The sequence below is a fragment of the Alistipes finegoldii DSM 17242 genome (genome assembly GCF_000265365.1).
In the GTDB taxonomy this organism is placed as follows: Bacteria; Bacteroidota; Bacteroidia; order Bacteroidales; family Rikenellaceae; genus Alistipes; species Alistipes finegoldii.
This window is the reverse complement of the sequence record NC_018011.1, coordinates 3,282,843-3,308,436: the sequence shown is the minus strand read 5'-3', so window position 1 is coordinate 3,308,436 and position 25,594 is coordinate 3,282,843. Positions and strand designations below refer to the sequence as shown.

The following is a 25,594-nucleotide window of genomic DNA, read 5'->3' as shown; positions in this document are numbered from 1 at the left end:
ACCCTCTTTCGTAGCAACACCCTATCTATCCGGCATAGCGTTCCCGTAGCAGGGCGGCCAGTTCGGGCATGCCTTCGGCAGCGCGTTTGCGGATCAGGGTCAGCGGATTGCGGATGCCCGCCGTATCGGGATTGCCGGGATCGACGACGTAAATCGGAATGTCGGGCCGCACGTAACGCACCAGCGACGCCGCAGGATAGACCGCCAGCGAAGTACCCACGACGACCATGATATCCGCCGTCTGCGCGATCTCCGCCGCACGTTCGAACATCGGCACCGACTCGCCGAAAAAGACGATATGCGGCCGCAGCAGCGACCCGTCGGGAGCCGTGGCGTCGAGCCGCTGCTCCCACCCTTCGATCGGGACGATCAGCCCGGAATCGCGCGACGAACGCAGGCGAATCAGCTCGCCGTGCAGATGCGTCACCCGCGACGATCCGGCGCGCTCGTGGAGGTTATCGACATTCTGCGTCAGCACCTCGACCTCGAAATCCCGCTCCAGCTCCGCGATGGCCCGATGCCCGGCGTTCGGCTCGGCGGCAAGCATCTCGCGGCGGCGTTTGTTGTAAAATTCGATCACGGTGGCGCGGTTGTGCGCCAAGGCTTCGGGCGTGCAGACATCCTCGATACGGTAGTCGGCCCACAGGCCGTCCGAATCGCGGAACGTGGCAAGGCCGCTGTCGGCGCTCACCCCGGCGCCCGTAAAAACGACTATTCTTTTCATAAACTAAAACTTTAGGTAACCCAATCTACTTCCCAATGCGGCAACCAATATCAACAGGACGAATCCGACCGATTTCGTAACACCGACGGCCACGCCTTCGGTCACAATATCGTACGCCAGCATCGCCGCCAGCACACAAAAAGCGATCCCCAGCGCGGCTTTCGACAACAGGGATTTCCGCCGGGCGGGTTCGGTGCCGTCCGCGGACGCAGTGCGGCCGCAGGATTCCGGATGCGCAGCGGATTCGCCGAACCTTTCAGCGCCGGCACGACCGGCGGATTCGCTGCACCTTGCGACCCCGGCTGGCATGGCGGCCCCGGCATTCGCGGCGGAGTCAATACGCCCGGCAGGTGCGGCATGGATGCCGGCTCCGGCACATCTGCGGGATTGCGCACACACGGCAGTCCCACGGGATTCGTTGCGCCTGCCGGTACGCCGCTCCTTGGGCGTCCATGCCGAGAGCAATGCGGGCAGGCCGAACAGCAGGGAACTTACCGCCGCATGCAGCGGCGACTGCCCCACCCACAAAAAATTGAGCGGGAACATCACCAGCGCGACCGCAAACACCGAAGCAATCGCATAAAACCATCTCCGGAGTCTCATCGCCCACCTCCTTCCGCCGCGGCACGGGCGCAAAGCATGTCGCGTCTTCGGCGTTCGGCTTTCAGCTTCCAAAGGCGCATTTCAGCCTCGGCGCGCAAACGCCGCCAGCGCAGCAGGCAGACGACGCATGCGACGAGCGCAGCGACACCCAATCCCAGCGTGGCGCGGGTCAACTCCTTCTCGCCGGAGACTCCCCAGAAAAAGAACGGCGGCAAAATGACAATCCAGACCACCGAAAGCGACAACAGCACCAGCCCCGCATCGCGCCACCGCCGGCGCGGACGACGGCGGCGGTAATCGAGCGCCATTTCGCCGAGGGCGAGGGCGGCGCCCAGCGCCAGCACACCCCAATAGACCCAGCGGGGCAGCCAGTCGGGCCGAAGCAGGAGAAAAAAGACCAGCAGTCCGCCCACGACCTGCAAACCGGAGACAATCCGCCCATACCGCAGACCGGACATATTCCGTCCCGGACGCAAACCGGACACACCCAGAACCGGACGTAAACCGGACACGCTCCGAACCGGACGCAAAGCGGAAATGCCCTGCCCCGGACGCAAACCGGACACACCCCGCCCCGGACGCACACCGGACACGCTCCGAACCGGACGCAAAGCGGAAATGCCCTGCCCCGGACGCAAACCGGACACACCCCGACCCGGACGCACACCGGACACGCTCCGAACCGGACACAAAGCGGACATGCCCCGCCCCGGACGCAAAGCGGACATGCCCCGGTCTGATTGCGAGCCACGGAGTTTTCCACACAATCCTATTCGATTTTTGCTCAATAGATTGCACATATCAATTAGCGTATCGGTTAAATATCGTCGGGATAATCGCTCCGGGGCGGAACCGGGGGTTTTGCAGAAGCGGCATCGCCCGACGGAAGCCCCGTCGAATCGCCGGACTCCGGTCCGGCGGGACGGGGCTTTTTCAGGCGGCCGCTGCGGCGCAGGGCGTCGGCGATGATCCACTGCAGCTGCCCGTTGATCGAGCGGAACTCGTCGGCCGCCCACCCTTCGAGCGCCTCCATGGTCGCGGCGTCGATGCGAAGCACGAAACTCTTGTTATTGTTCTCTTTAGCCATCGGCAGTTAAATCAATGGTGAAGGGTTCCGGCATTGACTACCGGCTGCGCGGCTTCGTCGGCGCAGAGCACGACGAGCAGGTTGGTGACCATCGCCGCCTTGCGCTCCTCGTCCAGTTCGACGATATGTTCGCTGCCCAGACGCTCCAAGGCCATGTGGACCATCGACACGGCGCCCTCGACGATCTTTTCGCGGGCCGAAATAATGGCGTCGGCCTGCTGACGGCGCAGCATCACGGCGGCGATTTCGGGAGCATAGGCCAGATAGTTGATGCGGGCTTCGACCACCTCGATGCCGGCCATCGCCAAGCGTTCGTTGAGCGTGTGTTCGAGCTGGTCGTTGATCGCCTCGCTATTCGAGCGCAGCGTCAATTCATCGTCCTTAACCCCGTTATTGTCATAAGCATAGCAACCGGCGACCTGACGCAGCGCAGCGTCGCTCTGCACACCCACGAAATTTTCGAGGATGTTCATGCGGGCCGAAGCCGAAACCCCGGTTTGTCCGGCAGTCGTCGGAGCGTCGATCTCGAAGACCGCCTTATAGATATCGTCGCGCTTGATCTTCCACACCAGCACCAGACCGATCATAATCGGATTGCCCGTCTTGTCGTTCACCTTGATCGGATCGACGTTCAGGTTGCGGGCGCGGATCGAAATCTGCTTGGCCGACATAAATGGATTGACCCACCAGTAGCCCGTTTCGTAGAAGGTGCCCTTGTATTTGCCGAAGAAGACCATGACGCGGGCTTCGTTGGGTTCGAGCAGCATGAAGCCCGCCATGCAGATCAGCATGCAGAGACACCAGACCGAGCCGATCACGACCGGCCCGACGCCGAACGCCAGCCCTGCGTCGATACGCTGCGCGCCGAACACGATCGCGCACACACCCAGCGCCAACCCGACGAAGATCAGCGTCAAAGCCAGAAAACCATTGCATTTCCAGCCCTTGTAGACAAAATTTCCATTCTCCATATCCGTAAGTTTTAGGTGATATTATTTTGATATCACAAATATATCGAATTTTTCCGGGATTCCAAATATTCCCCCGCTTTTTTCAGGGGGGGGGCAGGATCGGAATGCAAACAAGCAGAAACGGGAACAGAACAGGACGGAATGATGCAAAAAAAATCAACCGTTCGGAGCCGAAAACGGCATCACCCGCGGGAGGTTGGTCCGGCAGCAGGTTGAGTACAAAGCGGAAAGGGGCTTGCGGGCCGCAGACGGAGGTTTTCAGGCAAAAAAAGCACGCCGGATTTCAGGTCCGGGCAACCTCACCACGGCACGGTTCATGCAAGGTCGTATGCTCGTAAACCAAAAATAAATTTACGTTATGAATCAGCAAAGACACACCAACGAGGACACGCTGACCGATATTTTCGGTTCGGAAGAGATGCGCAATCCCGCGCCCACGGAGTTTATCCCCAAAGGCAAGACATCGCCCGAAATCGCCTACCAGTTAGTCAAGGACGAAACCTATCCGCAGACGCAGCCGCGGCTCAATCTGGCCACCTTCGTGACGACCTACATGGATGATTACGCCACGCGCCTGATGAACGAGGCGATCAACGTCAACTATATCGACGAGACGGAGTATCCGCGTGTCGCGGTGATGTGCGGCCGCTGTCTGAATATCGTCGCCAATCTGTGGAACACCCCCGAAAAGGCCGAGTGGAAGACCGGAGCGCTGGGCATCGGTTCGTCGGAAGCCTGCATGCTGGGCGGCGTGGCCGCATGGCTGCGCTGGCGCAACCGCCGCAAGGCCGCAGGCAAACCCTTCGACAAGCCGAATCTGGTGATGAGCGCCGGATTTCAGGTCGTATGGGAGAAATTCTGCCAGCTGTGGCAGATCGAACTGCGCACCGTGCCCCTGACGCTGGATCACATCACGCTCGATCCCAAGCAGGCGCTGGAGATGTGCGACGAAAACACGATCTGCATCGTGCCCATAGCCGGTGTGACGTGGACGGGTCTGGACGACGACATCGAGGGGCTGGACAAGGCGCTCGACGAATACAACGCCAAGACGGGTTACGAAATTCCGATCCACGTGGACGCCGCGTCGGGCGGTTTCATCCTGCCGTTCCTCAAACCCGAAAAGAAGTGGGACTTCCGCCTCAAATGGGTGCTGTCGATCTCCACGTCGGGCCACAAATACGGTCTGGTATATCCGGGTCTGGGCTGGGTGGTCTGGAAGGACAAGAAGTATCTGCCCGACGAAATGTCGTTCTCGGTCAATTACCTCGGAGCCAACATCACGCAGGTGGGTCTGAACTTCTCGCGTCCCGCGGCGCAGATTCTGGGCCAGTACTACAATTTCATCCGGCTGGGATTCGAGGGCTACAAAGAGATTCAGCAGAACTCGATGGACGTCGCCAAGTACTGCCACCAGCAGATCGGCACGATGAAGTGCTTCAAGAACTACTCGAAGGAGGTCGTCAATCCGCTCTTCATCTGGATGATGGATCCCGAATACGACAAGAAGGCCAAATGGACGCTCTTCGACCTGCAGGCCAAACTGCAGCAGAGCGGATGGATGGTTCCCGCGTACACCATGCCCAAGAACATCGAGAACGTGGTCGTGATGCGCATCGTGGTACGTCAGGGCATGTCGCGCGACATGGCCGACATGCTGATGGGCGACATCCGCAACGCCGTCGCAGAGTTCGAACAGCTCGAATACCCCACTACGTCGCGCATCAAGTACGACAACATGGAACACCAGAAAGGCAAGGTATTCACGCACTAGAATCGGGGATCCGGACCGGCGGTCCGGGGTTCGCCCCGGACTTCCGGCCGGTTTCCGGACCGGCATTACAGCCGGAAGGCGGAAAGACTCCCATTTATTGAGGTTCAGTCAACGGCGGGACGCCGCCGGCTGGCCGTCGCTTCCGGCGCCCCTGCTTCGGCAGGGGTTTTTGTCCCGGTGCGCCGACACGCCCCGGAGTCCGTCGCAGAGATTGCGGAAAAGGTCGATCCAGCCCGTTCCGCGGCAGGCAAGACCGGGGTTTCGGCTACCACATCAAACTCCCGTGCGCCCTGAGGCGGCGCTTTCTCGCAGGCAGCTCGTTTTCACGGTTCTGCGCCCCGTCACGGCGGTCGAAAGAGCACACTTCCGGCTTCGGTCCGATTTCGGGGGATCGGCGGGCACGACCGCGACACGCACACTTTCCGGGCGCCACGGGAACTTGACAGGCGGCTTCCGCATACAGCGGCGGCCGCCTTTTTTATCAGGCCTCTTGCAATATTTCAAGCCGCGAAAAAGAGACGGGCGAAATGCAGCCTCCCCCTACCCTGAAAAACACCGAGAAAAACCGTTGCGGGACAAAAAAGACTGCCGAACGAAAAAGAGAACCGCCGAAGAAAAAGAAAGTTTGCTGGCGGGAAGAGGAGGAAACAGCAACGGGACAAAAAAGGCCACCGGAGAAAAAAAGAGAACCGCCGAAAAACGAGAAAGCCGGCAGGTGGGAAGGCAGAGCCGTCATGGGCCGCGAAAAGAGTGCAAAAAAAGCGGGAGGAAACCCGTTTCCCAACTGTCAAAAAGAACAAAAACGGCCCTTTCGGGGACTTGTCGGAGCGGGAAAGTTTTATTATCTTTATGCCGTTTTACCGAAACCGTTCCGATATGGCCCAAACATTCGATATATTCCTGATCGTCATGGCGCTGCTGGCCTTGGTGGTCTTCGCTGCCCTGCATTTTTTCGAAGCCGGATACGGCTATCTTTTCAACCCCAAATACGGGCCGCCCGTGCCCAACAAGATCGGCTGGGTGCTGATGGAGTCGCCCGTATTCGTGGCGATGTGCGTGCTGTGGCTGCTCTCCGAAAGGACGTGGGAAGCCGGGCCGCTGACGCTCTTCGCGCTCTTTCAGGCCCACTACCTGCAACGGGCGTTCATCTTTCCGCTGCTCATGCGCGGCGCGTCGAAAATGCCGCTCGGCATCGTCCTGATGGGCATGTGCTTCAACACGCTCAACGCCCTGATGCAGGGCGGGTGGATCTTCTACGTCTCGCCCGAAGGCTACTACGCCGACTGGTTCGCGCAACCTTATATTTATATCGGCGGGGCGATGTTCCTCGCGGGAATGGCCGTGAATCTCCATTCGGATCACATCATCCGCAACCTGCGCCGGCCGGGCGACACGCGCCACTACATTCCGCGCGGCGGCATGTTCCGCTACGTCTCGTCGGCCAACTACTTCGGCGAACTGCTCGAATGGACGGGCTTTGCCGTGGCTTCGTGGTCGTGGGCCGGAGCGGTGTTCGCGTGGTGGACCTTCGCCAACCTCGCGCCCCGCGCCGCATCGCTCAACAAACGCTATGCCAAGGAGTTCGGCGACGAATTCACGTCGCTCGGACGCAAAAAGATCATACCTTTCATTTACTGACCCGATTATGTCATCGCTTTTCACCCCCTATAAGTTAGGACCCGTAACGCTGCGCAACCGCACGATCCGTTCGGCGGCGTTCGAGTCGATGGGCCGCCATTTCGGCCCGACGCAGCAGTTGAAGGATTACCACGTATCGGTGGCCCGCGGCGGCGTGGGCATGACTACGCTGGCCTATGCGGCGGTCTGCCGCAGCGGGCTTTCGTTCGACAAGCAGCTGTGGCTGCGGCCCGAAATCGTGCCGGGGCTGCGTGACATCACCGACGCCGTGCACCGCGAAGGCGCGGCGGCGGGAATTCAGATCGGCCACTGCGGCAACATGACCCACCTGACCACCGCGGGGCAGATTCCGATCGGCGCGTCCACGGGTTTCAACCTCTACGCCTACACGCCGGTCCGCGGCATGCGGGCCGGCGAGATCGAGCAGGTGGCCCGCGACTTCGGGCGGGCCGTCCATACGGCCCACGACGCGGGATTCGACTCGGTGGAGGTACACGCCGGGCACGGATACCTGATTTCGCAGTTCCTTTCGCCCTACACCAACCGCCGCCGCGACGAGTACGGCGGATCGCTCGAAAACCGCATGCGTTTCATGCGGATGTGTCTGGAGGAGGTCATGGAAGCCGCGGCGCAGACCGGAACGGCCGTGTTGGTGAAGCACAACATGTACGACGGATTCAAGGGCGGCATCGAGATCCCCGAAAGTCTCGAAATCGCCCGCGAGATCGAGCGTTTCGGCGTGGACGGCATCGTGCTGTCGGGCGGATTCGTGTCGAAGGCCCCGATGGCCGTGATGCGGGGGCTGATTCCGATCTACACGATGAGCTACTACTCGCCGCTGTGGCTGCGTTACTTCATCCGCTGGTGCGGGCCGTGGATGATCCGGCAGTTCCCGTTCGAGGAGTGCTATTTTCTGGAGGACGCCAAGAAGTTCCGCGCCGAGCTGAAGTGTCCGCTGGTCTATGTGGGCGGGCTGGTGAGCCGCGAAGGCATTGACAGGGCGCTGGACGCGGGATTCGAACTGGTGCAGATGGCGCGGGCGCTGGTCAACGACCCTGCGTTCGTCAACAAGCTTCGGGAGGGCGACGCCGCGACCCGCAGCGAGTGCGACCACCGCAACTACTGCATCGCGCGCATGTACTCGGTGGATATGAAGTGCTGCAAGCACTGCGGTGACCTGCCGCGCAAAATCCGCGAAGAGCTGGCAAAACTGCCGTAAACATGGAACATAAGAACGACACAAACCCGATGGACAAGCAATCGGGACATACGCCCGGCGAAGGCGCGCCGGGCACCCGCGCCGTGCAAGAGACGACGGGAACGGCGCCGGGCATCCGCACCGGGCAGGAGACGGCACGGCATTCCCGGCGGATGAAGCGCGGCGAAGTCCGGCCGGGAAGCGCATGGGCGCTGGTGACGGGAGCCGGATCGGGCATCGGACGCTGTTACGCCCTGCGGCTGGCGGCGCTGGGCTACCGGCTGGTGATCGTCGGCAACAACGCCGCGCCGCTCGAAGCCGTGGCCGGAGAGATACGCCGTGCGGCGGGGGCGAACGCTTCCGCATCCTTTCCCGAAGTCCGGGTCATGCCGATGGACCTCGCGCGGGTCGGGGCAGCACAGGAGTTGCACGACCGGACAGCGGCCGAAGGGATCGAAATCGACGTGGTGATAAACAACGCGGGCATCTTCTCGTTCTGCGACATCCTGACGACGCCCGCCGAGCGTATCGAACGCATCATCCTGCTGCACGACCTGACCGTCTCGCAGCTCTGCCGCCTTTATGCCGCCGACATGGTCCGCCGCGGGGTGCGGGGGTACATTCTCAACATGTCCTCCTACTCGTTGTGGATGCCGTTTCCGGGGCTGGCTTTGTACAGCGCGTCTAAGGCTTACATGCGGTCGTTCTCGGTGGCTTTCGCCAAGGAGGTGCGCGACCGCGGCATCCGCGTCACGGCGGTTTGTCCGGCAGGCGTGGCGACCGACCTTTACGGGCTGACGCCCCGCTGGCAGCGCATCGGCAAACGGCTCGGCGTGCTTATCACGCCCGACAACTGCGCGCGGCGGGGACTGCGGGCTTTGTGGCGGGGCCGCCGCTGCATCGTGCCCGACTGGTGGAACCGGGCATGGATTCCCCTTTGCAAAGCGTTGCCGATGTGGGTGCTGCGGCCGATCCGCAGGTTCACGATGCAATTCCAGAAATAACACGGCCCGCGGTCTGCCACGATCGGAAGCCAAGCGGCTGACGGAACGGCTGGCGCAACGACGGACTAAACGGCTGGCGGAATAGCAGATGCAACGGCCGGCAAAACGGCGGCCGTAACGGCAGGCCGTGCAAGAACAAAAATCACAACAGCTTATGAATGAGATTAAAAACGTAATATTCGACCTTGGCGGCGTCCTCGTGGACCTCGACATCGAGCGCTGCACCGCCGCGTTCCGCGCATTGGACATGCCCCGTGTCGCCGACCTTATCAATCCCTACTATCCCGCCGAGATGATCGGCCGGCTGGAGCGGGGCGACATTTCGTTCCGCGAAGCCTGCGACGAGATGCGCCGGCTGGACGGGCGGCCCGAAGTGACCGATTCCGAGATCGCGGCGGCATACAGCGCATTTCTGGTGGGGATTCCGGTCGCCAAACTGCGGCAGATCATGCGTTTGCGCGAGGCGGGCGTCCGCACCTATGTGCTTTCGAACAACAATCCGGCGGCGATGGTCGCCATCCGCGGCGCGTTTACGGCCGACGGGCATACGATGGACGACTATTTCGACAAGATATACCTTTCGTACGAACTGCACGAGCTGAAGCCTTCGGAGGCGATTTTCCGCAAGGTGATCGCCGACAGCGGCGTGATCCCCTCCGAAACGCTCTTCATCGACGACGGCCGGAAGAACGTTGACGCCGCGCAGGCGCTGGGCTTCGCCGTCTACATGCCCGCGCCGGGAGAGGATTTCGGGCATCTGTTCGAGGAGATAACACGCTGAGGGATCGCAGGGGAGGGAGATTCCCGAACGCAGCCGCCAACCGCACGGCCTGATTTCCGGCGGAGGTCCCGAAGCCGCCCGGAAGCATGCGACAGGGGGCTGGCGGCTCTCCGACAGCGGTCCGACAACATGCTGACAGCTCTCCGACAGCGTTCGGGTCGGCTTCCGAACGCCCGGACGTAAGATGGGAGGCTTCGCGGAAGATCGCGTAAACCTGAAATGAAAACGATACGACACAAGGCGGCTGCGGAGGATTTCCCGGATGCCGCACTGACCACAAACAGAACGAACCCTGAAGAAATGGATTAAAATTACGCTGATCGCCGCGGCCGTCTTGGCCGTGCTGATCGTCATAGCTGCGATCGCCGTTTCGCCCGTAGCCAAGAACTACATCGAGAAACACGACCGCGAACTGATCGGCCGCTCGATCCGCATGGAGCGGCTGCGGATGAACATTTTCACCGGACGCCTGCGCATCGAAGGACTCCGCATCGGCGGAAGCGAAGATTCGACGACGTTTTTCCGACTGGACAGCTTCGAGATGCGCATGCGGCTATGGCCGCTGCTGGGAAACCGTGTGCTCGTGAAAAAAATCTCGTTCGCAGGTCCCGACGTGAAGATCTACCAGCGGGGCAACGCCTTCAGTTTCGATGACATCACAGCCCGCTTCGCGGGCGACACGACAGCCGTCGCCGCAACGCCCGAAAAAACCTCGAAGCCGTGGGAAATCGGGATTTACGACATCTCGATCCGCAACGGCAGGGTCTTTTACAAGGACCTCGCGCTCGATGCCGAGTGGGGCATGAACGACCTGAACCTGCATATTCCGGGCGTCTATTTCTCCGGCGAGAAAACCGACGTCGGGGCCGTGCTCAACTTCGCCGAGGGCGGTTCGCTCTCGACCGACGTGGGCTACAACATCGAAAGCTCGGAATTCGACATCGGAATCCGGCTGCAGGATTTCGCACTGGCGGGCACGCTGCCCTATTTCCGGCAGTCGCTCGACGTCACGGCCGTGGACGGCCGCCTGTCGGCCGACATCCGCCTGCGCGGCAACACGGAACACCTGCTTTCGCTCACGACCGAGGGTACGGCTTCGCTGGCGGGCTTCGCCCTGCGCGACCGGCAGCAGCGGCCCGTGGCGGGCGTCGATACGCTGGGCGTAAAACTCGCCGAGGGCGATCTGGGCAAAATGCGCTTCGTCTTCGACCGCATCTACGTTTCGGGACTCTCGGCGCTGTTCGAAATGACGCCCGAAGGTAATAATCTCGCCGCTCTGATGAAATCCCCGGCGGCAGAAACCGCTTCGCCGACCACCGTTTCCGCCTCTGCGGCAACGAATCCCGCTCCGGAAGCAGCCCCCGCTCCGGCAGCTGAAATCACGACGTCTGCCGTGCCTGCCCCGACTGCTGCGAATCCCGCCCCGGCGGCTGAAATCACGACGTCCGACACTGCGGGAAGCGCGACGCCGAGTCCGACGCTCCGGATCGCCGACCTCGAAATCACGAACGGCCGCGTCACGGTGCGCGACCTGACGATGCACCGCCCGTTCGAATATACCGTCTCGGAAATCCGCATGCGCAGCCGCGATTTCGCCCCCTCGAAGCGCAACAGCATGACCGTCGATGCGCGGATGCAGAAGACCGGCTCGGCGAAGCTGCGCTGGGAAGGGACGCTCGACGACATGAACAACCAGAACATCACGCTTTGGCTCACCAACCTCGACCTGCGCGACTTCGGTCCCTACTGCGAACATTACACGGCCTATCCGCTGACCAAGGGCAACCTCACGTTCCGCAGCCAGAACGTAATCCGCAACCGCTACCTCGACGGCACCAACCACCTCGACATGTTCGAACCGAAGGTGGACAAAAAACGCAGGGAGATCAAGGCCGAGATGAATATTCCGCTCAAACAGGGGCTATACGTCCTGAAAGACAAGAAAGGCCATGTGAAGATGGACCTTCCGGTCAAGGGGAGTCTCGATTCGCCGGAGTTCTCCTACCGCAAGATCGTGCTGAAGGCGATCGGCAACGTCCTGCTGAAAGTCGTGACGGCGCCCTTCTCGTTCCTGTCGGGCAACAAGGAGAACCTCGAATACATCAATATCGACCCGCTGCAATACGTCTTCACGTCGGAGCAGTACGCTTCGCTGGACAAGATCGCGCAGGCATTGCAGGACAAGCCCGACATGCACATCGTCCTGACGCAGCGCGTCAACATGCGCCGCGCCCTGCCCCGGCAGGCGGCCGGCGCGCTCCGAATGGCCTATGCCGAGCATCTGAAGAGCGCCGACACGACCGGCCGCCAGCCTATGTCGATGCTCGAATACGAAAAGATCCAGCAGACCGACATCCGCACTCCGGCGATCATGTCCTTTGCCGATTCGCTGCTCGCCCAGCGGGGAATTTCGCCGCAGGGACTTTCGTCCGACGACAAGGCGCTGGCGCTCTACCGCGAAAAAGCCGCCGGACAGCTGGCCCGCATGATGGCCGCACGCAACAAGGCGCTGACCGACTACATGCAGTCCACGCACGGCGCGACGGCTCCGGCGTTCCGGGTGCAGACGATGGATTCGCTGGCGTTGCCGAATTACGCGGGCCGCGACCGTTACACGATCGCCCTCGAAGTGGACGGCGAGACCGTGGAGGTCGAAGCGGACGACGGCAACGCGGGAGCAGGAACTGACGCAGGGGCTGGTACAGATGCGGGGACGGAGGCCGAGACAGATGCAAGGACAAATACGGAATCGGATACCGAGACGAATGCAGGAACGCATGCAGGAACAGATACAGAGTAGGATGCCGGGGCGGATACAGAACTGAATACAGAATCGGATGCCGTGACGGATGCCGTGACGGATGCAGGATATCGCCGGGAATGTTCAGGCGGATTCGACACATGGCCGCATCCGCCCCGGCAGAGAAGCGGCGGGAACCGGCAAGGCAACGGATACGGCGACGGACACAAATCCCATTGCGGTCGCACGGGACGGAGTCTTCGGAAAAAGCTGCGGAAGCAGCCGGTTCGACAAGCGAAGCAACTCCGCCTGCGGCCGGAGCCGATGCGTATATTCCGGCCGAATAGAGAGCGAAAACGGGCCCCCGGCCGATAAAGAGCGGGATATATGCAGAAAAGGTTTAAAATGAGATTCCTCATTCTAAACCTTTTACAATTTGTCGGGGAGACTGGATTCGAACCAGCGACCTCCAACTCCCGAAGCTGGCGCGCTAACCGGACTGCGCTACACCCCGAACATTTGGGACCCTTATCATTTTAAGAGCGCACAAAGATAAGTCGAAAATCTGAAAAGACAAAATTATTTCCGCAAAATTATGCGCTTCTTTTATCTTCCGCCCTGCTTAGGCCCTTTCCGATCCGATCGTACCTGCTTCCCGTTTCCTCGCACGACTTCCGACAGACTGTAACTTCCGGCCCCAGACCGCGCTTGGTGTCCGATTGCCGTTTTTGTGTGAAATTTGCCTGAAAACGGCGTTGTTTCAGTACTATACCCAAACAAAAAAAAAGTCACTGCAAATATTAATTCACAGCAACTTTCTTCATGTCGGGGTGGCGGGATTCGAACCCACGACCCCCTGCTCCCAAAGCAGGTGCGCTAACCGGACTGCGCTACACCCCGTCGTTCCCGGCCCTGCAACCCGTGATTGGCCTTACATCGGCCCCGCAGGGCTTTTCGTGTCAATCCCGGACTCTTCCGGCCGGGGGAACCGTCACGATTCCGGGATGCAAAGATAGCGGCTTTTTTCTTTCCGGCAAACTTTTGTCCCAAAATCGGTCTTGCAGGCGGTTCGTGAAATCATCGCCCCGAACGGCTTAATTTCAGATTCACGCGAAGACAATAAGCGGCTATCCGCCGCCGGAAGTGTTGCCGCAGTGCAGTTAGTCGGCAAAAACCGGAACCCAAAGCAGGCTTTGAGCGCCTTTCACGACAGATGTGGGGCAAAGAGCGTGTAACGATTCGCAGCAGCATATCAGGATGATAATTCCGATACGGTGTATCTACAGTCGGTGGTAGTGGCAGTACAGCAGTTCGCCGTCGTCGCCGTGGAGGTGCATGCCGCCGCCCAGACAGTAGCGGAACATCTTGCAGTCGGCGCATGCGCCGCGCCGCGCCCAATCGCGGTTGCGGAAGGGTTCGAAGCGGTTTTGCCACACGTCCCAGAATTTATCCCGGTAGATGTTGCCCTGATGGAAGTTGGCACGGATCGACGTGCAGCCCGAAATGGCGCCGTCGACACGGATCGAAGCCACCGAGACTCCGGCGGCGCATTGGTAGAAGTAATCGCGGACTTCGGTCTCGTAGTCCCCAAGGAAGCCTTCGCAGGCATAGCTGGTCCCGATCCTGCCCTCCTTGCGGGTGCGGCGGATAAATTCCAGCATTTCGCGGAACTGCGCGTCGGTCATGCGCAGCGACGGATCGTTCTTGGCCCGGCCCATGGGGAAAATCGAAAAGAGCCGCCAATATGCAACGCCCTCGGCAATCAGCATGTCGCGGAACGCTTCGAGCTGCGGCACCATGGCGCCCGTGACGCAGGTCACCACGTCGTAGGTCAGCGAGGGTTCGCGGACGATCATGCGCAGGGCCGCCAGCGCGCGGTCGTAACTGCGGGAATTGCCGCGGATATGGTTGTGTTCGCGTTCGAAGCCGTCGAGACTGACCGAAACGCTGCGCAGTCCGGCGTCGAGCAGGCTTCGCAAGCGCGCTTCGGTCAGGGCCATGCCGTTGGTGACCATGCCCCACGCATAGCCGCGGCGGGTGACTTCGGCTCCGGCACGCTCCAGATCGTCGCGCACCAGCACCTCGCCGCCCGAAAAGATAATCAGCACCTCGGAGGGATCGACATGGGGCGTGATCTCCTCGTCGAGCACCTTCAGGAAGTCTTCGAGCGGCATGTCGGGCACACCGGGGTCCACGCGGCAGTCGCTGCCGCAGTGACGGCACGAAAGGTTGCAGCGCAGCGTACACTCCCAGAAGAGCGTCGTGAGCCGGTGCTCGGCGACCGTCGAAGCGTAGAGATCGGAAAAGATATTGAGGGCCAGCCGTTTGCGCAGGCCCGGACGGCGGCGCGCCATGGATTATTTCTCAGGAGCCTTGGCGCCCTTCTTCGTGTCCATGACGGGCGTATCCTCGGTCGGTTTCTCCGCAACGGGATCCAGCTCCTCCGGTTCGGCGGACTGCACCTTCGCATCGGGAATATGCACGCCCGTAGCAGGTCCGGCCTGTCCCGGAGGACGCACGCCGTACATGACGACAATGCGGGGCGGCACCTTCACCGAGTCCTGAATCTCCTGCGATCCGGTCTCCTGCTTCTGTTCCTCTGCACCCTTCGCCGGAGCGTTTTTGACCGTCGAGCAGGCAGTCGAAAAGCCAAGCAGCGCAGCCAGAGCGAGTTTCAGTTTTTTATTCATATCGCATCGTCATTAAGGTCATTGTTACAGAGCAAAGATAAAAAAATTTCGACCGAACCTGAAAAAAACATGCCAAAAAGTTTTGAAAGCCAGTGATTTTTACTTTACTTTGCCCTGTACAAACTATTTAATTTTCAATTTTTATGACAGGTAAGGTAAAATGGTTCGATAGCAAAAAAGGCTACGGATTCATTACGGGAGAGAACGGCAAAGAGATTTTCGTTCACTTCTCCGGTATCGTAACGGACGGATTCAAGTCGCTCAACGAAGGTCAGGCAGTCGAATTCGAAGTCGGCAGCGGTGCCAAAGGCGAGCAGGCTGTGAACGTTACGGTAATTGAGTAAGCCCCACGGCGTTCTCTAAATTCAGGGAATAAGAGCAACAGAAACTCAGCATATTCATCAGTACTGAATTTTATGTATTCAACGGTGTTCGGACACGATCCGAACACCGTTTTTCGTTCCTCTCCTCACCGAAGATAGGATTCGGGAACACCTTCGGAATCCTTTTGCGTCTTTGAAACGATCTTTTTCAATTCGTATACATATGCGCCTGCATCCTGAGGAGGATCGGCCAGTGTCAGTCTCCGGACTTTGACTACGTATTCATATCCCTCCTCATAGATTTCATCGAAGCCCCGGATCGGATCATGCGAATACCACAACCGCCAGTCCGGACTCTCCTCTTTGTAAATATAGACAGGCAACCCCTGCAACCAATCATAGTCGTCATCGGCAGCAGCGGGCTTGACGGAAGCGATGGTGAGCGTGATCGTTTTTTCCGACTTGTATTTATCATCCAACTTATCGCAGCCGGCAGTCATTCCCCCGGCAAAAATCAGGAAGAGCGTCACGCACAATGGCAGTAAATGGTTTCTCATAAACAACAGGTTTTAGATGTGAGAGTTAGACGCAATATGGTTATGCAATATAGAAAAAATATCGATTTGCAAATCGCAGGATGCTCCTATTTATTCCGTAAAGACATTACACGGCCCGCATCGGTCAATCGAAACGGCTTTTTTTTGCCCGTTTGAAAAAATAATCGTACTTTTGGGCGTCAATTTTAGGTTAATTCAGGTTCAAACATAAAAACCCAAACACAACCATGAAAGAAGCAATCGCAATTCTGACTGGCGGCGGACCCGCACCCGGTATGAATACCGTCGTGGGCAGCGTCGCAAAGACCTTCCTCCGCAAAGGTTACCGCGTAATCGGCCTGCACGAAGGCTACACGGGACTGTTCAACCCCTCGCCCCGAACCGTGGACATCGACTACCCCATGGCCGACGGTATCTTCAATCAGGGAGGTTCGTTCCTGCAGATGAGCCGTTTCAAACCCAAGGATTCGGATTTCGAAAACAACTTCAACCTCAAGTTCTTCACCGACAACAACATCAAACTGCTCGTGACGGTCGGCGGCGACGACACGGCTTCGACCGCGAACCGCATCGCCAAGTTCTTGGAGGCCAAGAAATACCCCATCGCCAACATCCACGTCCCGAAGACCATCGACAACGACCTGCCCCTGCCGAAAGGCACGCCGACGTTCGGTTACGAGTCGGCCAAGGACAAGGGCGCCGTTATCGCACGTGCCGTCTACGTAGACGCCCGCACGAGCGGCAACTGGTTCGTACTGGCTGCCATGGGCCGCAGCGCCGGCCACTTGGCATTCGGCATCGGCGAGGCTTGCCACTACCCGATGATCGTCATTCCCGAAATGTTCGACAAGACGGAAATCACCGTCGAGAAGATCGTGAACCTCGTGATTTCGTCGATCATCAAGCGCAAGATCATGGGCATGGACTACGGAGCTGCCGTTATCTCGGAAGGCGTATTCCACGCGCTGAGCGACGAGGAGATCCGCAAGAGCGGCATCCACTTCACCTATGACGAGCACGGACACCCCGAACTGGGCAAGGTATCGAAGGCGCACATCTTCAACGAGATGATCGAGAAGAAGGTGAAAGAGCTGGGCATCAAGGTCAAGAGCCGCCCCGTGGAGCTGGGTTACGAGATCCGCTGCCAGACCCCGATCGCATACGACCTGACGTACTGCTCGGAGCTGGGTATCGGCGTGCACAAGCTCTTCGCCGAAGGCAAGACCGGCTGCATGGTTTACGTGGATTCGGAAGGCAATGTAAGTCCGCTCTACCTCAAGGACCTGCAGGATCCCACGACGGGCAAGATTCCGCCCCGTCTGGTGGACATCAAGTCGGACAAGTTCTCGTCGGTGGTGGAGACCATCCTCAACGCCATCACGCCCGCGGATTACGAGGCTGCCAAACAGTATGTCCCCAATCCGGAGGAGTACGATTTCCACAAGATCCTCAACTGGAAATAATCCTTTCCGAAACAGGATTTCAGCAAATCCCCGGAAGCGCGGCTTCCGGGGATTTTTCATGCAGGCCGGGAAAGAGAGCCGGCGGCAAGGACGGAAAGGCCGGACGGTTGAGGGCAGAAGTACCGGGACAGCGGCGGAAGGACCGGAGCGGCGACGGAAGAAGGGCCGGGACGGCGACGGAAGAAAAACCGAGCGGCGACGGAAGAAAAACCGAGCGGCGACGGAAGAAAAACCGAGCGGCGACGGAAGAAAAACCGAGCGGCGACGGAAGAAAAGCCAAAGAAGGAGGAACGGAAGAAGACGGCAACGACAAAAGGACGGACGGCGATGACAGCAAGACCCGCCGGCGACGGCAGAGAAGCCAAAGAAGGAGGAATGGAGGAAGACGGCAACGACAAAAGAACGGACGGTGATCGCAGGAAAACTGAGCGGAGACGGCAGAAGGGCCGGGACGGTTGAGGGCGGTGATTTTCCAACTTTTTCAGGCGGAAAAGGAAAAATACCCGTATCTTTGCCGCATTAGATCCCTAACCCTTAAAAATACCTTTATCCATGGAGACACCGGAAAACAAAAACGATGTGTTCGAACCGATGCCGGAAGAGGCTGCCGCACAGGTTACGGCGGAAAACTCTGCGGACGGCAACCGGTCGCAGAAGATGGCCGAAGCAAAGAAGAACCTGCTTGCAGGAGCGCTTTGGTGCGTCGGCGGACTGGCTTTCAGTTTCTTATCCTACTATTTCGCGACAGCCGGGGGCCGGTACGTAGTCGCAACAGGCGCCATTATCTGGGGCGCGATTCAGGCGATCAAAGGTCTCGTCGTCATCCTGAAAATCCAGCATCAGGAGGGACGTTTCACGGCATTCTGGCGCACGGCGGCGCTGGCGGCGTGTTCGCTCGCAGCATTGCTCTATCTGGGACAGTTGTCGGTGCGGCTGGCCGGCGGCGAAGAGATGCAGGTGGTGGATACCGAACAAATCTACACGGGTGCGCAGGGGATCAAGGCAAAAATTCCCGCCGGATACACCCTGCTCGAAGAAACCGTGCAGCCCGAAACGGACGAAACCTACGCCTACTACGGTTTCGACACCTACAACGACCGGATAGGTTACAGTCTGGGCAAGGTCGTGGATATGATTCCGGAGGAGATCACGTCCGTCGATGAGATTTCGGACCACTGCGCACAACGCGATTCGGCCTTCTACACGGGCGGATTCATCGCGCCGACGCAGCGCACCGAAATCGACGGCCGCGAAATGTTGTGCAGCGAAGGATACATAACGGAGAATCCGGAATTGGTTTATGCCGTTTACGACATGCTTTACGAAGGATCGCTCGTTACGGCGACATTCAGGTACGAGAAAAAGGATTACGGCAAGCGGGAGACCCGCCTGCGGATCGAAAGCCTGCTGAAAGGCATCGAATTGGAATAACTGCGCGGATACTGCGAAAACGGATAAGGACGGCACTTGCATGCCGTCCTTTTTTATTAGAGGAAGCGGAAGGCAATGCGGGAAAGACCATCGGGAAAGCGTATGCCGACGGCGAGAGTACGGGCGGCAACTGCAGAAAGACCGAGCGGCGATGAAAGGAAAGGCCGGGGAGGGCTACGGCAGCAGAAAGGAAGAAGACAACAGCAAAAGGCCGGACAGCGAGGGCAGAAAAGTCGAACGGTGACAGCAGAAAGTACGGGCCGGAACAGCGCCGTACAGTGCGTGGCTTCCGAGTCGGGAGAGTGTCAGAACAGCGTCGGTTCTGCCTGCCGGAGTGCGGCAGGATGCGGATGGAGATTGATGAATTCGAGTCCCCGGCCCAAAGCGCGGCGAACGGTGTAATGTGTGCCGCCGGGGGAACCGTCGTACCACGCGACCAGCAGTGCGGCGTGCTCGACAAGGTAGTTGTTACGCACGGCATAACACCCTGCATGATAGGACGGGGAGAGCGTCACGCTATGGTCGGCGGCAGCCAGCACACGCCGGAAGCGTTCGCGGTCCACGGCCGGGAAGCGGCTCTCCTGTCCCCGGAAAGGAATTACGGCGACCAGCCGCAAACCGGGCATCGGCATGTGCGGAGAGTGCGGTTCCGGAAAAAAGGCCGAAACGGAATCCACAGCAGGAGAAAAGGCCGATGCGGGAGGGACAGCAGCAGAAGCCGCAACGGAGGGAAAGGCGGCAGCGGAAGCCGCGGCAGGAGAAAAGACCGATGCGGTTTGGGAATCGCGGCACGCGAGGACCGCTTCGGCGGCGGCGAGGTCGAAGCCCATGGCCATGCCGCAGAGGAAGGTCCGGAAGCCGCGGGCGTACAACTCCCCCACCGTCGCGCGCAGAGCCGCAGCGGCTTGGCCCCCGTAAGTGCGGTGGCCGGTAAAAGCGACGGTGGTAAGGCGGTCTTCGGTCATACATCCAAAGGTAGCGTTTTGGCCCGGACTTTGCAAGATTTCCTGCTGAATTTAAAACTTTATACGAATATGAAACATTCTGCAAATTGTCTCGCTTCCTTTCTGGGCGGCGCTCTGGTAGGAGCCGTCGTCGCCATGCTCGTAACCCCCAAATCGGGACCCGAATTCCGTGAGGACATCCGCGATATGGCTAAAAAAGGCACCCGCAAGCTGAAAAATGAAATTGACAAAATTCATTGCGACTGCAACGGTCTTGACTGCGATTGCGACAAGGACGAATAAACGGGACCGCCCCATGAAAGATAGCCCGTCGCCAACCGGAAACATCGTCACATCGCTGATCTTTTTCGGTGTGACGGCTGCCATTGCGATCATCCTCTTCATCGATGCGTTCGTCATGTGGCTCGCGTCGCTGACCGGGTCCGTCGCAGTCGCAGCACTCATTACCGGAGGGTTCTTCGCCGTAATCGCAGCCGTGGTCTATCTGCTGGCCGTGCGTTCGGCCCTGAACTACATCCGGGACCGGATCGAAACGGTCTACGAGGTCGCTTCCCGGATCAAGGAGGGGTATGACTGGTTATCCGACAAGTTTTCGTTCCTTTCGTTCCTCAGAAGATCCAGATAAGGTAGGAAAAAACGCCGGTGCAAGGGATTGCACCGGCGTTTTTTTGTGACAGGACGGCAACCTTACAGATGCAAGTCCGCGTGGACATATGCTTTCGTACAGCTACCCCTGACACGCAGGTAAAGTTCGAAAGAGGACACCGGGAAACTGAGAAACAGAAAAACAAAGAAAAAGAGGACTCCGGCAAACCGCACGGCAGGGAGATGAAAAAAGGGTGAACGGCGTTTCAGACGCAAACCGTTCACCCTCGCAAATATGTGGAAACTCCGATTGAATCAGCCGTTATTTACCGAAGTAACGCTTGTAGAGACCTTCGAAGCCCTTGCCGTGGCGCGCTTCGTCCTTGGCCATTTCGTGCACGGTATCGTGTACGGCGTCGAGGTTCTGCTCCTTGGCCATGCGGGCCAGACGCATCTTGTCTTCGCACGCGCCGCACTCGGCGTTCATGCGCTTTTCGAGGTTAGTCTTGGTGTCCCATACCACTTCGCCGATCAGCTCGGCGAACTTCGAAGCGTGCTCGGCCTCTTCCCATGCGTAACGCTTGTAAGCCTCGGCGATTTCGGGATAACCCTCGCGGTCGGCCTGACGGCTCATGGCCAGATACATGCCCACCTCGGTGCATTCGCCCATGAAGTGGTTCTGCAAGCCCTCCCAGAGTTCCTTGCTGGCGCCCTTGCCGTCGCCGATAACGTGCTCGGTCACGAATTCGAGGTCACCCTCCTTTTCGACGACTTCGACGAATTTCTCTTTGCCTACCTTACACATCGGGCACTGCTCAGGTGCCTCAGGACCTTCGTGGATGTAACCGCATACGGTACAACGCCATTTCTTTGCCATAATCGCAGTAATGTTTATTGTTTATATTCTGTTTGTGTGGTGCAAAGGTAACGATTAGGGGCGAAATTCGCATATAAAAACGATTGTCTTTTTTTATAGAACGATAAGCCCTGCTTATAGTCAGCCCCGGCGGTCGATAACCTCCTCGATATAAGGCACGTCGGTGGAATCCTTCACCAGCACGCGCTTGTCGCGGTCGAGCAGGTAGAGCGTCGGAATCGCATGGAGGTCGTAGAGACTCTTCTCGCGCACGACGCAGCCCGCATCGTAGCCGTTGATCCAGCTCGGCGGAATATGGCCGCGGTATTCGCGCCACTCGGCGAGGTCCTCGTCGGGATAAAGCGCGACGACCTTCAGCCGGCCCCGCTTGATCATCACGGAGAGCATCGGCGAACCGCCGATCTGCTCGCGCAGCTGTTTGCACATCGGGCAGCCGGGGTTATTGATGAACAGCAAGACGTACTCGGCCTTCACGCCGTAGAGCGTTCCGGTGGCGCCCGAAGCGAGCGTATAGCGGAAATCGTTGGCGCGCTCGCCGATGCGGTTCTGCATCGCCATATTGAGATCGTAGGAGGGGCCGATACGCTCGTACTCGTCGTAATAGGGACTCGCCAGCACGGCCCGAAGAACGGGAATATAGAATTCGTCGTTGCGCAGCGGCGAATTGGGGTCGTGGATAACCAGCTCGGCCAGCATCGTGAAGTAGTCGAGCATGGGACGCGAAGCCGAAGCGCGGCGCATGAGCGAATCCATCGGCACGCCGTCGGTCGGACGGTCGGAGATAAGCGCGATCCAGCGGACATAGGCCTCGACCATCTGTACCGTATCAACCTCGCGAATAAAAAGGGTGTCGGCGAAGTCGAAACGGTCCCAGTAATGCCAGCGCAGGTAGTCGCGCTTCGCGTCGTCGGAGAGACTCGAAGGCGCGATGGCCGGAAGGAAAACCCGCATCTGGGGAGCGGCGGAGGTCTGCTGCCGCGACGAACGGCGACCGCACGAAACGGCGCAGAGGGCCGCAAGCAAAATAACAACAATACGGTACATAAAAGGAGTGTTTTATGTGCAAATATAGTTTTTTTTCGGCTACAATCCTACCATCCTCCCGGCGAAAGAGGTTCATCCGGCGGATTTGCACGGTAGTTGCAACGTTTTCATCCGTTAAAATCAATTCTCAATTTCATTGAATTATGGATGTAAAGAAAACTACCACAAGTACCGGGTTCAAACTGAGTGTCATGACACTCGCAATTATGAACGTGACTGCCGTAGTGAGTCTGCGCGGCCTGCCCGCAGAGGCCGTCTACGGACTTTCGTCGGCATTCTACTATCTGTTTGCCGCCATCGTGTTCCTCATCCCCACGGCCATGGTCGCCGCGGAGCTGGCCGCGATGTTCTCGACAAAACAGGGCGGCGTTTTCCGTTGGGTCGGCGAAGCTTACGGCGCACGCACCGGATTCCTTGCCATCTGGCTGCAATGGATCGAATCGACCATCTGGTACCCCACCGTACTGACGTTCGGCGCCGTGTCGATCGCCTTTATCGGCATGAACGACGTGCACGACGCGGCGCTGGCCTCGAACAAGGTCTTCACGCTCTGCATGGTGCTGGCAATCTACTGGATCGCCACGTTCATCGCGCTCAAGGGACTCGGATGGGTAGGTAAAATCAGCAAATGGGGCGGCATGATCGGCACGATCATTCCCGCGGGTCTGCTGATCCTGCTGGGCATCATCTACATTTCGACCGGCGGCCACAACCACATGGACATGTCGCAGGGATTCTTCCCCGACCTCTCGAAATTCGACAACCTCGTGCTGGCAAGCAGCATCTTCCTCTTCTATGCGGGTATGGAGATGATGGGCATACACGTCATGGACGTAAAGAACCCGTCGAAGAACTACCCCAAGGCAATCATCATCGGTTCGCTGGTCACGGTCTGCATCTTCGTGCTGGGCACCTTCTCGCTGGGCTTCATCATTCCCGCAAAGGACATCAGCCTGACGCAGTCGCTGCTGGTGGGCTTCGACAACTACTTCCACTACCTGCATATGTCGTGGGCAGGCCCGATTATCGCCATCGCCCTGATGTTCGGCGTGCTGGCGGGCGTGCTGACATGGGTCGCAGGTCCTTCGAAGGGTATTTTCGCCGTGGGCAAGGCGGGCTATCTGCCTCCGTTCTTCCAGAAGACCAACAAAAACGGCGTGCAGAAAAACATCCTGCTGATTCAGGGATGCGTCGTGACGCTGCTGGCGCTGCTGTTCGTGGTGATGCCTTCGGTGCAGTCGTTCTACCAGATTCTGTCGCAGCTCACCGTGCTGCTGTACCTGATCATGTACATGCTCATGTTCTCGGCCGCCATCGTCCTGCGATACAAGATGAAGAACACCGACCGTCCGTTCCGTCTGGGCAAGGGCAACGGGCTGATGTGGTTCCTCGGCTGTATGGGTTTCTGCGGCGCCCTGCTGGCGTTCGTGCTGAGCTTCGTGCCACCCAGCCAGATCTCGACCGGAAGCAACACCGTATGGTTCTCGGTGCTGATTATCGGCTGCGTGGTGGTCGTAGGCGCGCCGTTCGTCATCTATGCACTGCGCAAACCCTCGTGGAAGGACCCGCAGGCTGCTGCAGAGTTCGCGCCGTTCCATTGGGAAACGCAGCCCGTCGCAGCGGCTCCGGTGCATACGAACACTCCCGAACCGACGGCGAAACCTTCGGAGACGGAACTTCACAACAAATAAATCGATAAACAGATCGGACAATGATTCAAAAAATAGACAACGCTACGGTCCGCGAGGCCGTACAGCAGGCATACGAGCGCTGCAAGAACGAAACGGGCGGCAAGAACGCCGACTATATCCCCTATCTGGCCAACGTGCCGTCGAACCTCTTCGGCATCGCGGCCTGCCTGCCCGACGGCGAAGTGATCGCCGTGGGAGACACCGATTACAAATTCGGCATCGAGTCGGTATCGAAGGTGCCGACGGCGATACTCGCCATGAACCAGTACAGCGCGCAGGAGATGCTCGACAAGATCGGCGCCGACGCGACGGGACTGCCTTTCAACTCGATCATGGCGATCCTGCTGGAGAACGACCACCCCTCGACGCCGCTGGTGAACGCCGGTGCGATCAGCGCCTGCTCGATGGTGAAACCCGTCGGCGACAGCGACGGCAAATGGAAGTCGATCGTCGGTTTTATCGAAGGGCTGGCCGGATCGCAGGTCGAAGTGATCGACGAGTTGTACAAATCGGAGACGGCGACCAACTTCAACAACAAGTCGATCGCATGGCTGCTGAAGAATTACAACCGGATTTACGACGATCCCGACATGTCGCTGGACATCTACACGCGCCAGTGTTCGATCGGCGTGACGGCCAAGCAACTCGCAACGATGGCCGCGACGATCGCCAACGGCGGCGTGAATCCCGTGACCAAGCAGCCGGTATTCAAACCGGAACTGGCGCCGAAGATCGCATCGCTGATGGCGACGGTGGGCTTCTACGAGCACACGGGCGACTGGCTCTTCACGACGGGCCTGCCGGCCAAGACGGGCGTCGGCGGCGGCATCATGGGCGTAGTTCCGGGCGTGATGGGCGTTGCGGCGTTCGCTCCCCCGCTGGACGAAGCCGGCAACTCGGTCAAGGCGCAGAAGGCGCTGGCCTATGTCGCCGGGCACCTCAACCTCAATATCTTCGGCACGACGCGCTGCGTGATGGCCGAAAAGGAACCCGCAAAGGCATAGGCCGAGCGGTAATGTACGGCGAAAGGGGCTGCACTCCGAAGTGCAGCCCCTTTTCTATCGGACGGGAATACGCCGTCCGTCAGAATTGATAACGCACCCCGGCGACAAACGAACCTGAAACGCCCAAGCCGCCTTCGGCGCATCATCCGTCCGGCAATGCGGCGGCTACCGGATTCCCCAAAAGCGCAAAACGGGTACGGCAGGGCTGACAAGTGACGCATTTCACAGACTAGAAGAATTCTTTGCCCGAACCGTACCCGGTAATATCGGCCTGCGCAAAAAAAAGCAAGGGCGCAGGTGCAACTCCCGTTGACCGGCCTTCCGAGCCTTGCATGGCAGTTGTCCTTACGCCCAAGCCCGTCCCGGCGCAAGGCCGGGACATGACAAGGGTTTCAGACAATGTTTACACCATGCATAAACCTGTTATATAAACAGTCGGAAGTT

At 59.1% G+C, this 25,594-nt stretch carries 23 protein-coding genes, 2 tRNA genes and 1 pseudogene; 13 read left to right on the top strand and 13 right to left on the bottom strand.

Going from position 1 to position 25,594, the window contains the following annotated elements; translation table 11 throughout:
* Window positions 1–25: 25 nt before the first annotated feature.
* From ALFI_RS14300 to ALFI_RS14280, 5 genes and pseudogenes are all read right to left on the bottom strand, one after another.
* Window positions 26–724, bottom strand: coding sequence for an SIR2 family NAD-dependent protein deacylase (locus ALFI_RS14300; protein WP_009598508.1), 699 nt, complete (start codon window positions 722–724; stop codon window positions 26–28).
* Window positions 725–727: 3 nt separating this feature from the next.
* Window positions 728–1,327, bottom strand: coding sequence for a hypothetical protein (locus ALFI_RS14295; protein ID WP_014776332.1), 600 nt, complete (start codon window positions 1,325–1,327; stop codon window positions 728–730).
* Complete coding sequence (locus ALFI_RS17535; RefSeq protein ID WP_014776331.1) at window positions 1,324–1,785, bottom strand: hypothetical protein; 462 nt, start codon at window positions 1,783–1,785, stop codon at window positions 1,324–1,326. Before ALFI_RS17535 ends, ALFI_RS14295 begins: the two co-directional genes overlap by 4 nt.
* A 449-nt stretch (window positions 1,786–2,234) precedes the next feature.
* Window positions 2,235–2,414 (bottom strand): annotated as a pseudogene (locus ALFI_RS14285) (type II toxin-antitoxin system antitoxin); the annotation flags it as partial.
* An 11-nt stretch (window positions 2,415–2,425) separates the two neighbouring features.
* The gene (locus ALFI_RS14280) at window positions 2,426–3,385 is read right to left on the bottom strand and encodes an SPFH domain-containing protein (protein ID WP_014776330.1); all 960 of its coding nucleotides are present in this window, start codon (window positions 3,383–3,385) and stop codon (window positions 2,426–2,428) included.
* A gap of 358 nt (window positions 3,386–3,743) precedes the next feature.
* Between ALFI_RS14280 and gad the strand changes: the two genes are divergently transcribed.
* The 6 genes from gad to ALFI_RS14250 all read left to right on the top strand — a co-directional run bounded on the left by gad (window position 3,744) and on the right by ALFI_RS14250 (window position 12,580).
* Window positions 3,744–5,159 carry a glutamate decarboxylase gene (gene gad / locus ALFI_RS14275; protein ID WP_009598473.1) on the top strand — a complete coding sequence of 472 codons (1,416 nt, stop codon included), beginning with the start codon at window positions 3,744–3,746 and terminating at the stop codon, window positions 5,157–5,159.
* An 876-nt stretch (window positions 5,160–6,035) separates the two neighbouring features.
* A complete protein-coding gene (locus tag ALFI_RS14270) occupies window positions 6,036–6,797 on the top strand; it encodes a DUF1295 domain-containing protein (protein ID WP_014776328.1) in 762 nt (253 codons plus the stop codon).
* 7 nt (window positions 6,798–6,804) lie between these two features.
* Window positions 6,805–8,016 (top strand): NADH:flavin oxidoreductase, encoded by a 1,212-nt coding sequence (locus ALFI_RS14265; RefSeq protein WP_014776327.1) that lies wholly within the window; start codon window positions 6,805–6,807, stop codon window positions 8,014–8,016.
* Between the two features lie 2 nt (window positions 8,017–8,018).
* On the top strand, window positions 8,019–8,999 hold the full coding sequence (locus ALFI_RS14260; RefSeq protein ID WP_014776326.1) for an SDR family NAD(P)-dependent oxidoreductase: 981 nt from the start codon (window positions 8,019–8,021) through the stop codon (window positions 8,997–8,999).
* Window positions 9,000–9,153: 154 nt separating this feature from the next.
* Entirely contained in the window at window positions 9,154–9,780 is a 627-nt protein-coding gene (locus ALFI_RS14255) for an HAD family hydrolase (protein WP_009598507.1), read from the top strand.
* A 292-nt stretch (window positions 9,781–10,072) separates the two neighbouring features.
* Window positions 10,073–12,580, top strand: a complete 2,508-nt coding sequence (locus tag ALFI_RS14250; protein WP_208854106.1) for a DUF748 domain-containing protein — start codon at window positions 10,073–10,075, stop codon at window positions 12,578–12,580.
* A gap of 379 nt (window positions 12,581–12,959) precedes the next feature.
* On the opposite strand, the gene ALFI_RS14245 is transcribed toward ALFI_RS14250, so the two are convergent.
* The 4 genes from ALFI_RS14245 to ALFI_RS14230 form a co-directional block, all read right to left on the bottom strand.
* Window positions 12,960–13,034: transfer RNA gene (locus ALFI_RS14245), tRNA-Pro, on the bottom strand.
* Between the two features lie 311 nt (window positions 13,035–13,345).
* Window positions 13,346–13,420, bottom strand: a tRNA-Pro gene (locus tag ALFI_RS14240).
* Window positions 13,421–13,800: 380 nt separating this feature from the next.
* Window positions 13,801–14,874, bottom strand: coding sequence for a TIGR04133 family radical SAM/SPASM protein (locus ALFI_RS14235; protein WP_014776323.1), 1,074 nt, complete (start codon window positions 14,872–14,874; stop codon window positions 13,801–13,803).
* A gap of 3 nt (window positions 14,875–14,877) precedes the next feature.
* Window positions 14,878–15,210: a hypothetical protein gene (locus ALFI_RS14230; RefSeq protein ID WP_014776322.1), complete on the bottom strand. Its 333-nt coding sequence runs from the start codon at window positions 15,208–15,210 to the stop codon at window positions 14,878–14,880.
* A 143-nt stretch (window positions 15,211–15,353) separates the two neighbouring features.
* Here ALFI_RS14230 and ALFI_RS14225 point away from each other — a divergent pair, with 143 nt between their 5' ends.
* Window positions 15,354–15,554, top strand: coding sequence for a cold-shock protein (locus ALFI_RS14225; RefSeq protein ID WP_014776321.1), 201 nt, complete (start codon window positions 15,354–15,356; stop codon window positions 15,552–15,554).
* 125 nt (window positions 15,555–15,679) lie between these two features.
* Here ALFI_RS14225 and ALFI_RS14220 read toward each other — a convergent pair whose 3' ends face one another.
* Window positions 15,680–16,090, bottom strand: a complete 411-nt coding sequence (locus ALFI_RS14220; protein ID WP_014776320.1) for a DUF4377 domain-containing protein — start codon at window positions 16,088–16,090, stop codon at window positions 15,680–15,682.
* 227 nt (window positions 16,091–16,317) lie between these two features.
* Between ALFI_RS14220 and ALFI_RS14215 the strand changes: the two genes are divergently transcribed.
* Entirely contained in the window at window positions 16,318–17,553 is a 1,236-nt protein-coding gene (locus ALFI_RS14215) for a 6-phosphofructokinase (protein ID WP_009598504.1), read from the top strand.
* 552 nt (window positions 17,554–18,105) lie between these two features.
* The gene (locus tag ALFI_RS14210; protein WP_014776318.1) at window positions 18,106–18,984 is read left to right on the top strand and encodes a hypothetical protein; all 879 of its coding nucleotides are present in this window, start codon (window positions 18,106–18,108) and stop codon (window positions 18,982–18,984) included.
* A gap of 305 nt (window positions 18,985–19,289) precedes the next feature.
* On the opposite strand, the gene ALFI_RS17530 is transcribed toward ALFI_RS14210, so the two are convergent.
* On the bottom strand, window positions 19,290–19,949 hold the full coding sequence (locus ALFI_RS17530; RefSeq protein WP_014776317.1) for an LOG family protein: 660 nt from the start codon (window positions 19,947–19,949) through the stop codon (window positions 19,290–19,292).
* Between the two features lie 69 nt (window positions 19,950–20,018).
* On the opposite strand from ALFI_RS17530, the gene ALFI_RS16700 reads away from it, so the two are divergent.
* Both ALFI_RS16700 and ALFI_RS14195 read left to right on the top strand, forming a co-directional pair.
* A complete protein-coding gene (locus ALFI_RS16700; RefSeq protein ID WP_014776316.1) occupies window positions 20,019–20,231 on the top strand; it encodes a YtxH domain-containing protein in 213 nt (70 codons plus the stop codon).
* 13 nt (window positions 20,232–20,244) lie between these two features.
* Window positions 20,245–20,574: a hypothetical protein gene (locus ALFI_RS14195; RefSeq protein ID WP_014776315.1), complete on the top strand. Its 330-nt coding sequence runs from the start codon at window positions 20,245–20,247 to the stop codon at window positions 20,572–20,574.
* Between the two features lie 282 nt (window positions 20,575–20,856).
* On the opposite strand, the gene ALFI_RS14185 is transcribed toward ALFI_RS14195, so the two are convergent.
* Together ALFI_RS14185 and ALFI_RS14180 are read right to left on the bottom strand one after the other, a co-directional pair.
* Window positions 20,857–21,411: an NADH peroxidase gene (locus ALFI_RS14185; protein WP_009596576.1), complete on the bottom strand. Its 555-nt coding sequence runs from the start codon at window positions 21,409–21,411 to the stop codon at window positions 20,857–20,859.
* Window positions 21,412–21,531: 120 nt separating this feature from the next.
* Window positions 21,532–22,455 (bottom strand): DUF5106 domain-containing protein, encoded by a 924-nt coding sequence (locus ALFI_RS14180; protein ID WP_009596533.1) that lies wholly within the window; start codon window positions 22,453–22,455, stop codon window positions 21,532–21,534.
* Window positions 22,456–22,598: 143 nt separating this feature from the next.
* Between ALFI_RS14180 and gadC the strand changes: the two genes are divergently transcribed.
* Window positions 22,599–24,146 carry a glutamine/gamma-aminobutyrate antiporter GadC gene (gene gadC / locus ALFI_RS14175; protein WP_014776314.1) on the top strand — a complete coding sequence of 516 codons (1,548 nt, stop codon included), beginning with the start codon at window positions 22,599–22,601 and terminating at the stop codon, window positions 24,144–24,146.
* Window positions 24,147–24,166: 20 nt separating this feature from the next.
* Window positions 24,167–25,150, top strand: a complete 984-nt coding sequence (glsA, locus tag ALFI_RS14170) for a glutaminase A (RefSeq protein WP_014776313.1) — start codon at window positions 24,167–24,169, stop codon at window positions 25,148–25,150.
* Window positions 25,151–25,594 lie beyond the last annotated feature (444 nt).

What these genes read in the sequence shown, in the direction of transcription:
- ALFI_RS14300 (WP_009598508.1), bottom strand. Translation starts at nt 724, where the DNA reads ATGAAAAGAATAGTCGTTTTTACGGGCGCCGGGGTGAGCGCCGACAGC.
- ALFI_RS17535 (WP_014776331.1), bottom strand. Translation starts at nt 1,785, where the DNA reads ATGTCCGGTCTGCGGTATGGGCGGATTGTCTCCGGTTTGCAGGTCGTG.
- ALFI_RS14220 (WP_014776320.1), bottom strand. Translation starts at nt 16,090, where the DNA reads ATGAGAAACCATTTACTGCCATTGTGCGTGACGCTCTTCCTGATTTTT.
- ALFI_RS14270 (WP_014776328.1), top strand. Translation starts at nt 6,036, where the DNA reads ATGGCCCAAACATTCGATATATTCCTGATCGTCATGGCGCTGCTGGCC.
- ALFI_RS14295 (WP_014776332.1), bottom strand. Translation starts at nt 1,327, where the DNA reads ATGAGACTCCGGAGATGGTTTTATGCGATTGCTTCGGTGTTTGCGGTC.
- ALFI_RS14225 (WP_014776321.1), top strand. Translation starts at nt 15,354, where the DNA reads ATGACAGGTAAGGTAAAATGGTTCGATAGCAAAAAAGGCTACGGATTC.
- ALFI_RS14180 (WP_009596533.1), bottom strand. Translation starts at nt 22,455, where the DNA reads ATGTACCGTATTGTTGTTATTTTGCTTGCGGCCCTCTGCGCCGTTTCG.
- ALFI_RS14210 (WP_014776318.1), top strand. Translation starts at nt 18,106, where the DNA reads ATGGAGACACCGGAAAACAAAAACGATGTGTTCGAACCGATGCCGGAA.
- ALFI_RS14215 (WP_009598504.1), top strand. Translation starts at nt 16,318, where the DNA reads ATGAAAGAAGCAATCGCAATTCTGACTGGCGGCGGACCCGCACCCGGT.
- ALFI_RS14235 (WP_014776323.1), bottom strand. Translation starts at nt 14,874, where the DNA reads ATGGCGCGCCGCCGTCCGGGCCTGCGCAAACGGCTGGCCCTCAATATC.
- ALFI_RS14260 (WP_014776326.1), top strand. Translation starts at nt 8,019, where the DNA reads ATGGAACATAAGAACGACACAAACCCGATGGACAAGCAATCGGGACAT.
- ALFI_RS14265 (WP_014776327.1), top strand. Translation starts at nt 6,805, where the DNA reads ATGTCATCGCTTTTCACCCCCTATAAGTTAGGACCCGTAACGCTGCGC.
- gad (WP_009598473.1), top strand. Translation starts at nt 3,744, where the DNA reads ATGAATCAGCAAAGACACACCAACGAGGACACGCTGACCGATATTTTC.
- ALFI_RS17530 (WP_014776317.1), bottom strand. Translation starts at nt 19,949, where the DNA reads ATGACCGAAGACCGCCTTACCACCGTCGCTTTTACCGGCCACCGCACT.
- ALFI_RS14185 (WP_009596576.1), bottom strand. Translation starts at nt 21,411, where the DNA reads ATGGCAAAGAAATGGCGTTGTACCGTATGCGGTTACATCCACGAAGGT.
- ALFI_RS16700 (WP_014776316.1), top strand. Translation starts at nt 20,019, where the DNA reads ATGAAACATTCTGCAAATTGTCTCGCTTCCTTTCTGGGCGGCGCTCTG.
- ALFI_RS14230 (WP_014776322.1), bottom strand. Translation starts at nt 15,210, where the DNA reads ATGAATAAAAAACTGAAACTCGCTCTGGCTGCGCTGCTTGGCTTTTCG.
- ALFI_RS14280 (WP_014776330.1), bottom strand. Translation starts at nt 3,385, where the DNA reads ATGGAGAATGGAAATTTTGTCTACAAGGGCTGGAAATGCAATGGTTTT.
- gadC (WP_014776314.1), top strand. Translation starts at nt 22,599, where the DNA reads ATGGATGTAAAGAAAACTACCACAAGTACCGGGTTCAAACTGAGTGTC.
- ALFI_RS14255 (WP_009598507.1), top strand. Translation starts at nt 9,154, where the DNA reads ATGAATGAGATTAAAAACGTAATATTCGACCTTGGCGGCGTCCTCGTG.
- ALFI_RS14195 (WP_014776315.1), top strand. Translation starts at nt 20,245, where the DNA reads ATGAAAGATAGCCCGTCGCCAACCGGAAACATCGTCACATCGCTGATC.
- glsA (WP_014776313.1), top strand. Translation starts at nt 24,167, where the DNA reads ATGATTCAAAAAATAGACAACGCTACGGTCCGCGAGGCCGTACAGCAG.